Genomic DNA, 14,935 nt, shown 5'->3' with positions numbered 1-14,935 from the left:
GCTGCGCTTCGCTCCTCCGCCTCACCTCACACGAGCTCCAACAATGCACTTCGCCCTCACGCGAAAGACTGTGTAAAACACCATTTTCACCATGAATTCCGAACGATTTAACGCCTATCGAATTATGTGGGTTTTAGTTTTATACGATTTACCAACCGACACCAAAGCCAATATGCGGGCCGCCAATCGGTTTCGGAAAGGTCTTATTGATGATGGATTTTCGTTGTTTCAGTTTTCCATGTATGTTCGTCATTGTCCCAGTCGAGAAAACGCCGAAGTTCATATCAAAAGAGTAAAACTCATGCTTCCCAAAGCTGGGAAAGTAGCCATTATGTGCATAACCGATAAGCAATTTGGAGACATTGAAATTTTCTTTGCCAGAAGCAAAGAAGAACCACCGCCCACCTTTCAACAACTCGAATTATTCTAATTTTTCGAATCCTAAAAACACCAAAAAACCACCGATGAACAGTGGTTTTTACCTTTTGAGGTTGTGTTGTATTTTAAAGCAACTCAAAAAATGAAATCCCGGAAGGGAATGCTGCGGACGGGATTCAGTGAAATGCAAAGGTGAAAGTATAGGCTGAACTAAAGCAATTCAAAAATCTTTAAAAATGTAAATGATTAAGGGGACAAATCCCATTTTTAAAATCCTATAAAACAAATAAACCTTCTGAAAAACAGAAGGTTAAGCATTGAGGTTGTGTCGTATCTCAAAGATACTGAAAAATGAAAGCAATTCACAACGGTTACCCATGTATTTTCTTTTATCAAAAAGTTGTGTCGTATCTCAAAGATACTGAAAAATGAAAGCAATTCACAACGTTGGAATATCAATTAAAGTTCCTGCCATAGTTGTGTCGTATCTCAAAGATACTGAAAAATGAAAGCAATTCACAACGGTCGTGCCACAGGTAAAACATCCGACTTTGTTGTGTCGTATCTCAAAGATACTGAAAAATGAAAGCAATTCACAACATAAATATCGAGCTCTATATTTTGCGCTTGGTTGTGTCGTATCTCAAAGATACTGAAAAATGAAAGCAATTCACAACCACCATGTGAAAGTTGGGTAAGTGTTAATAGTTGTGTCGTATCTCAAAGATACTGAAAAATGAAAGCAATTCACAACGCATATAGCTACAAACGTATGTAAGGGATAGTTGTGTCGTATCTCAAAGATACTGAAAAATGAAAGCAATTCACAACGCCATGTTTTTGTATGATTAATCTTGTTTGGTTGTGTCGTATCTCAAAGATACTGAAAAATGAAAGCAATTCACAACTCAGAAAGTTCTTTTAAGATTATTTTTTTAGTTGTGTCGTATCTCAAAGATACTGAAAAATGAAAGCAATTCACAACGATAGTACATCACTTCCGAAACTTAGTACTGTTGTGTCGTATCTCAAAGATACTGAAAAATGAAAGCAATTCACAACTGTGGGTAAATTGAAGTATTACCATTTTTAGTTGTGTCGTATCTCAAAGATACTGAAAAATGAAAGCAATTCACAACGGATGAAGCTGAATTAAAAGATTGGGGTATGTTGTGTTGTATCCCAAAGATACTGAAAAATGAAAGCAATTCACAACTTTTTCTTCATCCGTAAGCGTTACAGCGATGTTGTGTTGTATCCCAAAGATACTGAAAAATGAAAGCAATTCACAACTTACAATCTATTTTAAAACGGTTAATTCCCGTTGTGTTGTATCCCAAAGATACTGAAAAATGAAAGCAATTCACAACGTGGTTTTGGTTCTGTCCAATTCATAATGTGTTGTGTTGTATCCCAAAGATACTGAAAAATGAAATCCTATATGGGAATGCGGCGGATGGGATTCAGCGAAATGCAATGGAAAACAGTATAGGCTGAGCTAAAGCAATTCACAACTCTTTGTCCCAATATTCCTCATAATAATCAGTTGTGTTGTATCCCAAAGATATCGAAAGAAATCTGTGTAATTATTAATTATATCTCGTAAAATGATAGACTAAAAATTGGTATACGTAGTTATAAGTAAAACTTAATCTAAAGAAGAATTAGAATCTAGTAACTTTTAACAAAATAGTTCGCAAGCTTTTGGCTTGCGAACGTTTTTTAATTTGTTCCAGTTCTTTTTGGCTCTTTTATTTCTGGCCAAGTTTGTCCAGCTGGAAGTACTCTTTTCTGTTTGCTGGTTTGTTCAGGATCTTCAGAAGCCATATAGGCTAAAACAGCTGCCGCAATGACATTATTTTTAACTTCATCAAACATTATTTTATCATAAGTATCTCTATTGGTATGCCAAGTGTAACCCGAATATCCCCAATTGAGTGAACTTAGAGAAATGCCTGGAATTCCTGCCGCAACAAAAGAAGCATGGTCGGACCCACCGCCACCTGGTGTACCAGGGAAAGTTGTTTCTATGTGCTTGCTAACTTTTTTTGGTAAAGCCGCCATCCATCTTCCGAGATAGTCATAGGCATCAACAAAACCTTGACCTTGGATGTTGACCACGCGGCCAGTCCCATTGTCTTGGTTAAAAGCCACTTGCGTATTGTTGATAATTTCGGGATTATCTTTTACGAAAGCTCGAGAGCCGTTAAGTCCCTGTTCTTCGCTTCCCCAAAGTCCTACTATAATTGTTCTCTTGTTATTGGGATAATATTTTTTTAAAATACGTGCAGCTTCCATCATAGTAATGGTGCCTGTTCCGTTATCTGTAGCGCCTTGTGCGCCGTCCCAAGAGTCAAGGTGTGCAGACAGAATAATATATTCGTTAGGCTTTTCTTTACCAGGTATTGTAGCAATGGTATTAAACGATTTTGCTTTGCCTAAGTTTTTAGATTCAGTATTGATTTTTATTTTTGGTTTTTTATCATTGGATGCCATCCGATAAAGCATACCATAATCTTCTACTGCAATGTCTATAGTTGGGATTGTCTTGGTCTTGGCACCAAATATACGGTTGGCTCCCATGATTCCTGTCCAATTAGAAATAACGATGCCAGCGGCACCTGCTTTTTCTAAAGCTTCAGGTAAGCTGTTGTTGTCGTAACCTGTGTGCTTGATTAAATTTTTAAAATCTTCCGTATCTTTTGCTCGTTGCGCCTTGAATTGCTCGTACAATTCTGGAGTAGCAAATTCTTTAATTTGATGATCTGGGCGTCCAGATCTTTGATATTGGGAAATTAACACTATTTTTCCTTTAACGTTTTTCAACCAATTACTGAATTCTTGTGCGTTATTCACTCTTGGTAAAACCACAACTTCAGCTTCTACAGGTTTTTTAGTAGATGGTGACCACGCCAACTGCATGGCTTCTAAACTTTTTATTCTAGGATAGGTCATTTCAACTTGAGTGATGCCACGCTGCCAAGAAGCCCATTCTCCGAATTGTTGATTTTTGGCTTCAATACCCCAAGATCTAAATTTATCAACCGACCAATTGTTGGCTTGCTCCATCGCAGGAGAGCCTACAAGACGTGGACCGATAACATCCAAAAGCTCAAAAGCAAGTTGCTCTAGCTGCGAGTTATTATTAACTTCGTTGACGATGCTTTGGACGATGGGATCTAGTTTTTCTTCTGAGACATGTTGTTGTGCAAAAACTATTTGTGAGGACAATAGCAAAGTTGCAAAACTCGTTTTCATGTTGATTTTCATACACTATTCTTTTATACATTTAAGTTTTCAATTTAAGAATTAAATGCGAGCTTGCAAAGCAAGTTTTTATTTTAAACAAATTCCTATTTTTGATTAAAATTATGAAATCAATGAATGTTTTTCCACAGTTGAAAACCAAACGCCTAGTCATGAACGCTTACAAACCTACGGATGCGGAAGTAGTGTTTTTTCTGCGCTCTAGTCCCGAAGTTACAAAATACATCAAACGAGATCCTTATACAAGTATTGAACAAGCCGAAGATTTTATTAAAATGATAAGCCATCAGTTTGAAAATGATTTATCAATAACTTGGGCGCTGCGTTTCGAAGAAGAAGGCGACTTGTTGGGGTCAATTTGTTTTTGGAATTTTTCTGAAGATCGCAAAACAGCAGAAATTGGTTATGATCTTCAACCTATACATCAAGGAAAAGGCTATATGACAGAAGCGCTTAATGCCATTATTAAATATGGTCGGGAGGAATTAAAACTTAATTTAATAGAAGCCTTTACAAGTACATATAATGAGGCCTCAATAAAATTGTTGACGAATAATGATTTTGTCTTGAACGAATCAAGAGTCGATGACGACAATCTCGATAACTTAATTTTTGAAATGAAAATCCCTTGACTTTTGATCTTAATTGTCTTGATTTAAAATCGATTTAAATAAAATTTAAAAAAATAAAATTGAAGTTTAAACTTCGTTGGGCGGATCGTATTTTTCACCGATAAGCCTTGCTGTCACCATCGCGGCTACCGTATCTCCTGTAGCATTGAGAACAGTTGCTAAAGGGTCAACCAATGTCCCAATAATCATTACTGCTGGGATGGCTTCTTGCGGAAGTTGATAGGCCGAAATCATCAACATTTCTCCAATGTAACCGCCATTTGGTATGCCTCCAGCCACCACGCTAACAAAAACAGTTATTCCTAATGCAATAATCAGGTTGTTGAACGTGAAAAACTCCCAACCCAACAAAAGAAAAGCGACATATATTTTGACAATCGAAGATATGGAAGAACCGTTTTTATGAATGCTTGTTCCGATGGGGATCACAACATTGGCTACAGATGCAGGAATACCTATTTTCCTTGCCGCATCCAGATTGACAGGCATTGTTGCAAGACTACTACAAGTACTTATCGCTGTAAAACTCGGTAAAATATTATTTCTCCAAAATAAAGTGACACCTTTTGAACCACGACCAATAAAAGCATAAAGACTGAAGAATACAAAAAAGTACACCAACCCAGCACCATAATATACAGCCAAAGGTTTGGCGTAAAAGCCGACCAGTTGTGGCCCCAAAGTGCCGACTTGATAAGCAATATAAGCACCTAGACCAATTGGCGCAGCTTTCATTATTAATAGAAGAAGATTTTTCATAATCTCGTTGCCACCTTCGATAAAGCTTTTAAAGGTTTTCACCTTTTCTGGATTGGATTGTCGAATCGAAATTCCTACTAAAAAAGAAAAAATCAAAAGTGCTAACATATTTTGTCGAGAAAGCAACATATAAAATTCACCAACACTAAAGAAACGTACAATGCGATCGCCCCAAGATTCTGTATCGGTAATATTTTCCACAACAACAGTTGCCATGTTCCCAGTAGGACGTTCGGTAGGAAAAAGATAAACAGCGACAATACTAAATAAAGCCGCAATCAATACAAAAGCCAGAAAAGTAAACATCATTGCAAAAAGAATTTTGCCAAGTTTGTTACCTTGTTCGATAGAAGATACAGACGTTACAATTGCAAAAAATACCAAGGGTATGACAGTTACAAAAAGTAAATTCAGGAAAATATCACCAACTGGTTTCAGAAAATTAACCATGTTGGGAAAAAAGATTCCTACAATACTACCGAAACTAATCCCTATTAACAAAAGAATGATATTGGAATAGCTTTGCCAAAAAGTCGATTGGGTAAAAGACATTCTTTAATTTTTTTATATAAGTAAAGTTAATTATGTTTTTGATTATTGAACTATGCTAATTAATTTATAAAGAAATTAAAAAAAATGATATAACTTTTCTTTTTAAAATTAATGATGAGAAAAGCCTTATAAGGAACAGTTATTGCAAGTCTGTTGTGGTCGATGATTAATAAAATAACCTAGAAATATGGCATTTATAGATTACTACAAAATACTTGGTGTTGACAAAAATGCTAGCCAAGATGACATCAAAAAAGCTTACCGCAAGCTAGCGCGAAAGCTACATCCCGATCTTAATCCTAACAACAAAGAAGCGGAAAAAAAATTCAAAGATCTTAACGAAGCTAACGAAGTTCTTTCAAATCCAGAAAACCGTGCAAAATATGATAAATACGGCGAAAATTGGAAACACGGCGAAGAATTTGAAAAAGCTCAAAAGCAACAACAGCGTCAATATTCTCAAAATTATGACGGTGGCAGTTTTCAAGGGGCTAACTTTGGAGAGAACGACAATTTTTCGGATTTTTTCCAATCCATGTTTGGTGCTTCTGGTGGCGGTTTTGGACGTAGTAGCCGAGGTAGCGCATCTGGAAAATTCAAAGGCCAAGATATTGCCGCAGAACTTAATTTAACTTTACGTGATGCAGCAACGACCCACCAACAAACTTTTGAAATCAATGGCAAAAAAGTTAGAATTACCATTCCTGCGGGGATTTACGATGGTCAACAGATAAAACTGAAAGGCCATGGAAATCCTGGTGTTAACGGCGGTCCACATGGTGATTTGTATATTACTTTTAATATCGCTGAAGATTCCGTTTTCAAAAGAAATGGCGACGATTTAAAAATTGATGTTAACATTGATCTTTACACAGCTTTGTTGGGTGGCGATGTCATGGTGCCGACTTTGGACGGGCAAGTCAAACTGAAAGTGAAATCTGTAACACAACCCGGAACCAGTGTACGCCTCAAAGGCAAAGGTTTTCCAGTTTATAAAAAAGAAGGTCATTATGGCGATTTGTTCGTGACTTACCGCATTGATTTCCCAAAAGAACTCAACGAAAAACAAAAAGAATTAGTAGAACAACTTAAAAATAGCTAAGCATGTCTGACAGAATATCCATAGAAGAAATTATTAGAATTTATAAAGTTGATTACAGTTTTGTAGATGATCTCATCGATTCAGAATTGTTGCATCCCCAGATTGATAACAGCATTCGTTATATCGTTCATGATGAATTGTCGGATTTCGAGCGTTTTATCAATTGGCATTACGACCTCGATGTCAATTTGCAAGGCATTGAGATCATTCATGAAATGTTAAAAAAACTAAGACATTTACAAGAGGAAAACAGAAATCTCACACAACGTTTAGGCATAACAAAGCTAGAGTGGGAAGATGCGGATGATAATTTTTAAGTTTTTGAAATTTAAATTAAATTAAAACAAAAATGCTTGATATTATCATTGTAGGCGGTGGTCCAATTGGAATTGCATGTGCGATAGAAGCCGAAAAAAAAGGCTTTTCTTATCTCATTTTAGAAAAAGGAAGCATTGCCAATAGTTTGTACAATTATCCTTTGTATATGCGGTTTTTCTCAACTGCTGAACGATTGGAGATCGACGAAATTCCATTTATTACAAGCTCGCCAAAACCTGGCAGACAAGATGCTTTAGAATATTATCAAGGCATTACACGTCAACGAAAACTGAATATTAAACTTTACGAAGAAGTTTTAATGATTCAAAAAGATAAAAACAACTTTCAGGTGACAACGTCCAAAACCGGATATTTAGCGAAAAATGTCATCATTGCAACTGGTTTTTATGATATCCCGAATTTGTTACACGTGAAAGGCGAAGATTTACAAAAAGTCCATCATTATTACACCGAACCGTATCCCTATGCGCAACAAAAAGTTGTGGTTGTCGGCGCCAGCAATTCGGCAGTGGATGCTGCTTTGGAAATTTATCGAAAAGGAGGCGAGGTGTCAATGATTATTCGAGGGGCCGAAATAGGGAATCGCGTGAAATATTGGGTGAAACCAGATATTGAAAACCGAATAGCAGAAGGAAGTATTAAAGCTTATTTCAATTCTGAGTTGACAGAAATTACTGAATCTGCTGTTAAATTTAAAAACGAAAATGGAGAACAAGATATTGAAAACGATTTTGTACTCGCGTTGACAGGTTATTTACCAGATTTTCAATTTTTAAAAAACGCCGGAATTATTTTGGAAGGTGATGCCGATATTCCCGTACATGATGATAACACAATGGAAACCAATGTTAAATCTTTGTATCTTGCAGGCGTAGTTTGTGGTGGACGCAACACGCATTTGTGGTTTATAGAGAATTCCAGAATTCACGCGAAGAAGATTATTAAGCATATTACAAATTCTTAATAGCGGTTTGCCCAACTGAACTTGGTCTGGTTTTTGAATGTTAAAGAATTGTTAAAAAACGCGTATGAAAAACTATTTTAAACCAGTGTTTTGGCTTCTTTCTTCAGTTTTTGTTTTTATTCAATGTAAAAAAGAAGAGGCTTTGGCTGACAATATCTCTAGGCCTTCCGCAACTTTGCAAACCAATCCCAACATACATGTTGTGAAGATTGATACTGTTATTAAAGGCAAACAGGTTGAGCTTAAAAAAGAAATCGAGAAGAAAATTATCCCTAACAAAGATTTTCATTACACAGCTTTGCCTTACAAAAAAAATGATTCTTTAGCCAAAGACTTCAAAAAGAAATATTCCGCAGAAGAACTTTACACGATTTTGGCAATCAACCGTTTGGATAAAAAAAATCTTTATCGTGCAGACACTTTGGTCGTGCCAAGCGTAGTTGAGAAAGATTTTCTCCGTTATTCGCCATTTCCTGGCAATTTGCCTGTGTTGAAAGATGTTAAGAAATTTGTATTTTTCTCATATCCTATTCAGGCTTTTGGGGTTTATGAATATGGAAATTTGATTAAATGGGGACCAACCTCTATGGGGAAAAAGTCAACGCAAACGGATCGCGGTTTACATTTTGCGAATTGGAAAAAAGAAGTTTCCATCTCAACGGTTAGCGACGAATGGAAACTGAGATGGAATTTTAATATCAGCAATTTCAGAGGAATTGGCTGGCATCAATATGAAATGCCAGGTTATCCAGCGTCACATTCTTGCCTGCGCCTTTTGGAAAAAGATGCCAAATGGATGTACACTTTTGCGGATACATGGATTCTTAACCCAGGTGGGGCAACGGTGCGCGCAAACGGAACACCAGTTTATGTCTATGGAGATTACAAATGGGGCGGCAGAAAACCGTGGTACAATCTTATGGAAAACCCAAAAGCTAATGATATTTCGGTGGATGATATGACCAAAATTATTGAACCTGAGCTAGAAAAAATCTTAAAAGAACAAGAGAATCGCGATCAAGTTGCGGCACAAGTTCTTATTGAAAAAGCCGAAAAGAAAAGACAAGACTCTTTGGATATTGCCATTTAGTTTGAAGCTGACATATAACAGGAAGATGATTCTAGGTTTATTTGGAATCATTTTTTTTGAAATTTAAAATCGTTTTTTCAAAAAGAAGTTTTAGTTGGCCAATATTAAAATTACTGCAATAGCCGTATTTCAAAATATTCTGTTTTTCTTTTTGATTAAAACTGCTTAAAGAAAAGTATATAAAACGATCGATATCATTGGGAGAAATCTCAAATTCAGCAAAGTATTCGTCAGACAGTTCTGCATGTAACCACATGACAAAATCGCTAAGCGCCCACTTATCATCAATTTTTCCAAAGCTAAATCCAGAGCCAACAGGTTGGATAAATTCGCCAGGTTTTGGTTGTAAAACCGATAAGTCGGAAGGTTTTTTGAAATATTTGCGCAAACCAGTATTAACACGTCGTTCTCTAAGACTTGCACCATAATATTCGCTGTCTTTTTTTAGATTGCCCGTTGGTAGATAAGTGATTTTTACCTCTTCAATTTCTGTAGGTATAGGTTTTAGAATATAATCTTTGCTGCTACTATCTTCGGAACTTCGGAATTCAATTATTTCAAAACCTTCTTTTGTAATTCTTATTTTATCATTTGTATTTGCTGGGATTATAAATTCTCCTTTGTCATTTGTGAGCGTTTTTTGATCCGTTTTTAAATTAATTATTAAAGCTGATTTTACTGGAATCTGATTATAGAAAAGCCTTCCCGAAATGTTTTGAGCCATTGCCAATTGAACGAATACAAATAGAAATAATAGTAAAATTATCCTCACGTTATTTTTTCTTAAAATTAAATTTAAAACTAAAACTTCAGTGATATTTAACCGAGATTAACACTTTTGTGTTTTTTTTATAAAATCAAATTTCTGTCACTTTTTTTCTGACAAATTATATCTTAACTTTACATCTCATTAGAATAAAAAGACGCCTCAATGTATTTAGTTTTCGATACCGAAACAACTGGTTTACCAAAGAATTTTAACGCTCCTTTATCAGACTCGGACAACTGGCCGCGCATGGTGCAGATTGCTTGGCAATTACACGATGAAGAAGGTAATCTTGTAGAAAATCAGGATTATATCATAAAGCCTGAGGCTTATGATATTCCGTTTAATGCAACAAGAATTCATGGTATTTCCACGAAAATGGCGCAGGAAGAAGGTCGTGATCTTCAGGAGGTTTTGTTAGAATTTTCTGAAGTCTTGAGTCGTTCTAAAGTTGTGTCTGGTCATAATGTAGAATTCGATTACAATATTGTTGGCGCAGAATTTTTCCGAAAAGAAATTACCGATAATTTGCAAGAAAAACCAAAAGCGGATACCATGCATTTGGGGACCGGCTTTTGTAAATTAGGTGGCGGTAGAAATGGAAGGTACAAATCGCCGAAATTGGGTGAGCTTTACGAAAAACTCTATGGAACCGATTTCGATGAAGCGCACAATGCCGCAGCCGATGTTAATGCGACGGCACAGGTCTTTTTTGAGATGATGAGAATTGGTCTTATCCCAGCAGATCTATTAAAGATTTCGGAAGATCAACTTAAGCTTTATCAAAAATTACATCCAGAGCCGATCCAGCCTTTTGATATTGTTATTCGTCGGCAGGTAGCTGGGTTTAATAACAAAAAGAAAAAGCAAGATTTTGGAAGTATTGACGAGATTGATCTTGGTAAATATTTCAACTTTAATAGTCACAGTGTTTATTCCACATTGCAAGCGTCGTCTAGTATTAACGATTTAATTAAAATCGCAACCACAGAAAATTATCCTGCAGTTGGGATGGTGGATATTGGGAATATGATGGGCGCTTTCAAATTTGTTTCTGCTGTGGAAGCTGTTAATGGCGATCGCGAAAAAGCCTATAAATCTTACCTTGAAAAGAAACAAGAAGCGGAAGAAAAGTCGGAAGATTTTACAGAGGAAGAACCTAACAAAGAACCTTTGATTCCGATTATCGGTTGCGAGTTTTTTATATCAGATCGGTACGAGCAAAAACAATTTACCAAAGATGATCCAGATAAAAGAACACAAATGGTGCTTCTTGCCAAGGATTTTGAAGGTTATAAAAATTTAGCAAAACTGTCTAGTATCGGTTTTGTTAAGGGATTTTATTTTGGTGTTCCAAGAATTAGTCGAGAAGTTATTTCCCAATACAAAGAAGGCTTGATTGCTTTAACCTCAAGTATTAATGGTGATATTCCAGATGCGATTCTTAACATAGGGGAACAAAAAGGTGAGGAGCGTTTCAAATGGTGGAAAGAGGAGTTTGGGGATGATTTTTATGTTCAGATTCAGAATCATAATTTGCCAGAAGAAGAACACCTCAACGACGTACTTTTGCAATTTGCTGAGAAATATGAAGTTAAAATTTTAGCACAAAACGAAACTTTTTATACCCATAAAGAAGATGCCAATATCCAAGATATTTTGGTATGTATAAAAGATGGTGAAAAATTGTCAACGCCTGTTGGTAAAGGTTTTGGGAAACGTAAAGGTCTTAACACGCAAGAATATTATATAAAAACTGGTGATGAGCTCAAACGTGCATTTCAGGATTATCCTGATGCTTTTGATGCTTATGAAGAGTTTGTAGGAAAGTTTAAACCTTATCGTTTGAAACGTGATGTTTTGCTTCCGAAGTTCGATATTCCAGAACAGTTTGTCCATCCAGAAGATGAGGTTGATGGTGGAAAGCGTGGCGAAATGGCATATTTGACCCATTTGACTTATGAAGGAGCTAAGAAAAGATATGTCGAAACGGGCATTACCGATGAGATCAAAGAACGTCTTGATTTTGAGCTCGATGTTATCGCGAATACAGGTTATCCGGGTTACTTTTTGATTGTACAGGATTTCTGTAACGAAGCTAGAAATATGGGCGTTTGGGTTGGTCCAGGACGTGGGTCGGCAGCAGGTTCGGCGGTGGCATATTGCATCGGAATTACCAATGTTGATCCCATTAAATATGATTTGCTATTTGAGCGTTTTCTTAATCCAGAGCGTGTATCGATGCCAGATATTGATATCGACTTTGATGATGAAGGCCGTGACAAAATTATCAAATGGGTGGTTGAAAAATATGGTAAAACGCAAGTTGCGCAGATCATTACATATTCAATTCTTGGGGGTAAGTCGGCGATTAAAGACGCTGGAAGGGTTTTGGATCTTCCAATTCCCGATACCAACAATATCGCTAAATTGATTCCTTCCACACCAGGAATGAACATCGCTAAAGCTTTAGCAAAGTATGATAAACTAAAACCAGAAGAACAGCTTTTGGTGGATGAAATGAAAATGGTGTTGGATGATCCCAATGATCATCGTCACCAGGTTTTGGCTAGTGCAAAAAAAATGGAAGGTTGCGTAAGAAATACAGGGATTCATGCTTGTGGGGTTATTATTACGCCAGAAGATGTTAGCAATCTTGTTCCTGTAACTATTGCTGCAAAAGACGCTGATATTTTGGTTTCACAATTTGATAACTCGGTGGCGGAAAGTGCCGGTCTTTTGAAGATGGACTTCCTAGGATTAAGAACGCTTACGATTATTAAAGATGCTTTGAAGTTGGTAAAACAACGATACGATATTGATATTGATCCCGATCTTATTCCCTTGGATGATGCCAAAACCTATCAATTATTTAAAGAAGGAAGAACGGTTGGAATTTTCCAATACGAAAGTCCCGGAATGCAAAAATATATGCGTGAGCTGAAACCAACGGTTTTTGCTGACCTTATTGCCATGAATGCACTTTACCGTCCAGGCCCTATCAAGTATATCCCGAACTTTATTAATCGTAAACACGGGATTGAGGAAATCGTTTATGATTTACCAGAAACCGAAGAATATCTTAAAGAAACCTACGGTATTACGGTGTATCAAGAGCAGGTAATGTTGCTGTCGCAGAAGTTGGCAAACTTTACAAAAGGGGAGGCCGATACGTTAAGAAAAGCAATGGGTAAAAAGCAAATTGATGTTCTTAATAAAATGTATCCGAAATTCATAGAAGGCGGACGAAAAAATAATCTCGATGAAGGACCTTTAGAAAAAATTTGGAACGACTGGAAAGCCTTTGCAGAATATGCTTTTAACAAGTCGCACTCTACATGTTATGCGTTTATTGCTTACCAAACGGCTTATCTTAAAGCCAATTATCCCGCAGAATATATGGCGAGTGTGATGAGTAATAACATCAACAATACGGATCAGATTACCATGTTCATGGAAGATTGCAAAAGTATGGGCGTTGATGTTTTGGGACCAGATGTTAACGAATCGCAGTACAAATTTGCAGTTAACGAAAAAGGTCAAATTCGATTTGGTTTGGGAGCGATTAAAGGTATTGGAGAAGGACCAAGCGAGGCGATTTATGAAGAGCGACAAAATGGAAAATTCAAAAATATATATGAGTTTTTTGAGCGCGTACCAAGTTCGCAGGTTAACAAACGTGTTGTCGAAAGTTTGGTAATCGCTGGTGCTTTCGATGGTTTGGATGATTATCATCGTGCGCAATATTTTGATATCGATAATTCTGGCAAAACCAATGTGGAACGGCTGATCCGCTATGGACAAAGTTTCCATGAAGGTAAAAATGAAGTCGAAAACTCTTTGTTTGCTGATTTTGCTGACGAAATCCAAATAGAAAAGCCAAAACTTTTGCCTTGTGCAGAATGGCCAAACATGTACAAGCTGAATAAAGAAAAAGAAAGTATCGGTTTCTACCTTTCGGCGCATCCTTTGGATGAATTCAAATATCAGTTTCAGTTTATACAAGGGGTTTTGTCCAAAAAAGCAGTTTTGGAAAGTCAGAACGATGAGGTGCCTCAAGATACAATGGATGCTTTATTAAGTTTAGAAGAAGATAAAGAAGATGATGTTAGTTTTGATATCGATGTTGAAGATCCAGACGGTACTTCAGAATTGGTAGAAACTTCTAAAAAACAAGCAGAGCCAAAAGGCAGTTTTAATTTCTTTAATCTCGACGAGTTAGATTATTTTAAAGACAATGTATTCCCGAAGTTGGCAAAACCAGCCGAAGAAAAGAAAGATTGGCGCAACCGTGATAAAGACACAGGGAAAGAATATTCTGTGGCGGGACTTATCACAGAATATCGTGTGCAGGATGGCTTCAAAAGTGGTGAGAAAGTTGCGTTTGTAACCTTGGAGGATTATACAGGCTCTTACTCTTTTCGGTTGGGCGATCGCGATTATATGAAACTGAAAGAAAAATTGGAAGTTCAGCGATTTGTCATTTTGAAAATCAAATTTGCGCAAGTTAAAGACGGTCGTGTATTTGTCAATGTTAACGATGTTATTGAACTTAAAGAAGCTTTTGACAAGTTTGCAAAAAGTATGTCGGTGGTGGTTAGTCTGGATAGTTTGCGCCCTTCGGATATTAACTTTTTCAAAAACTCATTTTTGGGACACGATTATGGTGATCAAAAACTAAGCTTCTTTGTCAAAAACCCTGAAGATAACAGCGTTATCGAATTGGTATCCATGCAACATCGCATCAAGATCAACGATGAATTGCTCAGCATAGTACACGATGTTAACAACTACGAAGTTTTCCTAAACTAAATATTTTTAACTAAATTTTTTTGGGCGTGCCCACAAGATTTTCCAAGGCTATTTCCAAGTCGAAAATCTTGTGGTCGGGCTCTTTGTTTCAATCTTATGCATGACCCTCGGACGGCTCCGCTACGCTCCGCCGCCTCGCGTCATGCATAAGGATTTCCACGGCGATCCCTCACGCGACATTGGTTTTGTTGTCTTTTTTAGGGAATAGTGGTTTTTTCTAGACAAACCCGAGATAGATTTTTTTTCTGTAACAGCTCTATTTTTAAGATATATC

The 14,935-nt window shown here is 36.8% G+C and carries 10 protein-coding genes and 1 CRISPR repeat array; of the genes, 7 read left to right on the top strand and 3 right to left on the bottom strand.

The genetic code is table 11. The features are described 5' to 3' along the window. The first annotated feature begins 91 nt into the window (after positions 1-91). Positions 92-430, top strand: a complete 339-nt coding sequence (gene cas2, locus G6R40_RS06635; protein WP_165133282.1) for a CRISPR-associated endonuclease Cas2 — start codon at positions 92-94, stop codon at positions 428-430. 270 nt (positions 431-700) lie between these two features. Then, a CRISPR array of direct repeats spans positions 701-1,748; the repeat unit is 47 nt; unit sequence GTTGTGTCGTATCTCAAAGATACTGAAAAATGAAAGCAATTCACAAC. A gap of 352 nt (positions 1,749-2,100) precedes the next feature. Here the strand turns inward: cas2 and G6R40_RS06630 are convergent. Next, a complete protein-coding gene (locus tag G6R40_RS06630) occupies positions 2,101-3,648 on the bottom strand; it encodes a M20/M25/M40 family metallo-hydrolase (protein ID WP_185670505.1) in 1,548 nt (515 codons plus the stop codon). Between the two features lie 101 nt (positions 3,649-3,749). On the opposite strand from G6R40_RS06630, the gene G6R40_RS06625 reads away from it, so the two are divergent. After that, the gene (locus G6R40_RS06625; protein WP_228455937.1) at positions 3,750-4,277 is read left to right on the top strand and encodes a GNAT family N-acetyltransferase; all 528 of its coding nucleotides are present in this window, start codon (positions 3,750-3,752) and stop codon (positions 4,275-4,277) included. A 66-nt stretch (positions 4,278-4,343) separates the two neighbouring features. On the opposite strand, the gene G6R40_RS06620 is transcribed toward G6R40_RS06625, so the two are convergent. Then, complete coding sequence (locus tag G6R40_RS06620) at positions 4,344-5,588, bottom strand: dicarboxylate/amino acid:cation symporter (RefSeq protein WP_165133279.1); 1,245 nt, start codon at positions 5,586-5,588, stop codon at positions 4,344-4,346. Between the two features lie 187 nt (positions 5,589-5,775). On the opposite strand from G6R40_RS06620, the gene G6R40_RS06615 reads away from it, so the two are divergent. The 4 genes from G6R40_RS06615 (at position 5,776) to G6R40_RS06600 (ending at position 9,083) form a co-directional block, all read left to right on the top strand. Further along, positions 5,776-6,690, top strand: a complete 915-nt coding sequence (locus tag G6R40_RS06615) for a DnaJ C-terminal domain-containing protein (RefSeq protein ID WP_165133276.1) — start codon at positions 5,776-5,778, stop codon at positions 6,688-6,690. A gap of 2 nt (positions 6,691-6,692) precedes the next feature. After that, positions 6,693-7,007 carry a chaperone modulator CbpM gene (locus G6R40_RS06610; RefSeq protein WP_165133273.1) on the top strand — a complete coding sequence of 105 codons (315 nt, stop codon included), beginning with the start codon at positions 6,693-6,695 and terminating at the stop codon, positions 7,005-7,007. Between the two features lie 32 nt (positions 7,008-7,039). After that, positions 7,040-7,993, top strand: coding sequence for a YpdA family putative bacillithiol disulfide reductase (locus G6R40_RS06605; protein ID WP_165133271.1), 954 nt, complete (start codon positions 7,040-7,042; stop codon positions 7,991-7,993). 64 nt (positions 7,994-8,057) lie between these two features. Next, positions 8,058-9,083 (top strand): L,D-transpeptidase, encoded by a 1,026-nt coding sequence (locus G6R40_RS06600; protein WP_165133268.1) that lies wholly within the window; start codon positions 8,058-8,060, stop codon positions 9,081-9,083. A 37-nt stretch (positions 9,084-9,120) separates the two neighbouring features. On the opposite strand, the gene G6R40_RS06595 is transcribed toward G6R40_RS06600, so the two are convergent. Then, on the bottom strand, positions 9,121-9,807 hold the full coding sequence (locus tag G6R40_RS06595; RefSeq protein WP_165133265.1) for a hypothetical protein: 687 nt from the start codon (positions 9,805-9,807) through the stop codon (positions 9,121-9,123). A gap of 207 nt (positions 9,808-10,014) precedes the next feature. Between G6R40_RS06595 and dnaE the strand changes: the two genes are divergently transcribed. Next, positions 10,015-14,661: a DNA polymerase III subunit alpha gene (dnaE, locus tag G6R40_RS06590; protein WP_165133263.1), complete on the top strand. Its 4,647-nt coding sequence runs from the start codon at positions 10,015-10,017 to the stop codon at positions 14,659-14,661. The last annotated feature ends 274 nt before the right edge of the window (positions 14,662-14,935 follow it).

Source organism: Chryseobacterium sp. POL2 (genome assembly GCF_011058315.1).
GTDB lineage: Bacteria > Bacteroidota > Bacteroidia > Flavobacteriales > Weeksellaceae > Soonwooa.
This window is presented reverse-complemented; position numbering and strand designations above follow the sequence as displayed.

Excerpts from the sequence above, each read along its gene's own strand:
- G6R40_RS06610 (WP_165133273.1), top strand. The coding sequence starts at position 6,693 with ATGTCTGACAGAATATCCATAGAAGAAATTATTAGAATTTATAAAGTT.
- cas2 (WP_165133282.1), top strand. The coding sequence starts at position 92 with ATGAATTCCGAACGATTTAACGCCTATCGAATTATGTGGGTTTTAGTT.
- G6R40_RS06615 (WP_165133276.1), top strand. The coding sequence starts at position 5,776 with ATGGCATTTATAGATTACTACAAAATACTTGGTGTTGACAAAAATGCT.
- G6R40_RS06605 (WP_165133271.1), top strand. The coding sequence starts at position 7,040 with ATGCTTGATATTATCATTGTAGGCGGTGGTCCAATTGGAATTGCATGT.
- G6R40_RS06595 (WP_165133265.1), bottom strand. The coding sequence starts at position 9,807 with ATGGCTCAAAACATTTCGGGAAGGCTTTTCTATAATCAGATTCCAGTA.
- dnaE (WP_165133263.1), top strand. The coding sequence starts at position 10,015 with ATGTATTTAGTTTTCGATACCGAAACAACTGGTTTACCAAAGAATTTT.
- G6R40_RS06620 (WP_165133279.1), bottom strand. The coding sequence starts at position 5,588 with ATGTCTTTTACCCAATCGACTTTTTGGCAAAGCTATTCCAATATCATT.
- G6R40_RS06600 (WP_165133268.1), top strand. The coding sequence starts at position 8,058 with ATGAAAAACTATTTTAAACCAGTGTTTTGGCTTCTTTCTTCAGTTTTT.
- G6R40_RS06630 (WP_185670505.1), bottom strand. The coding sequence starts at position 3,648 with ATGAAAATCAACATGAAAACGAGTTTTGCAACTTTGCTATTGTCCTCA.
- G6R40_RS06625 (WP_228455937.1), top strand. The coding sequence starts at position 3,750 with ATGAAATCAATGAATGTTTTTCCACAGTTGAAAACCAAACGCCTAGTC.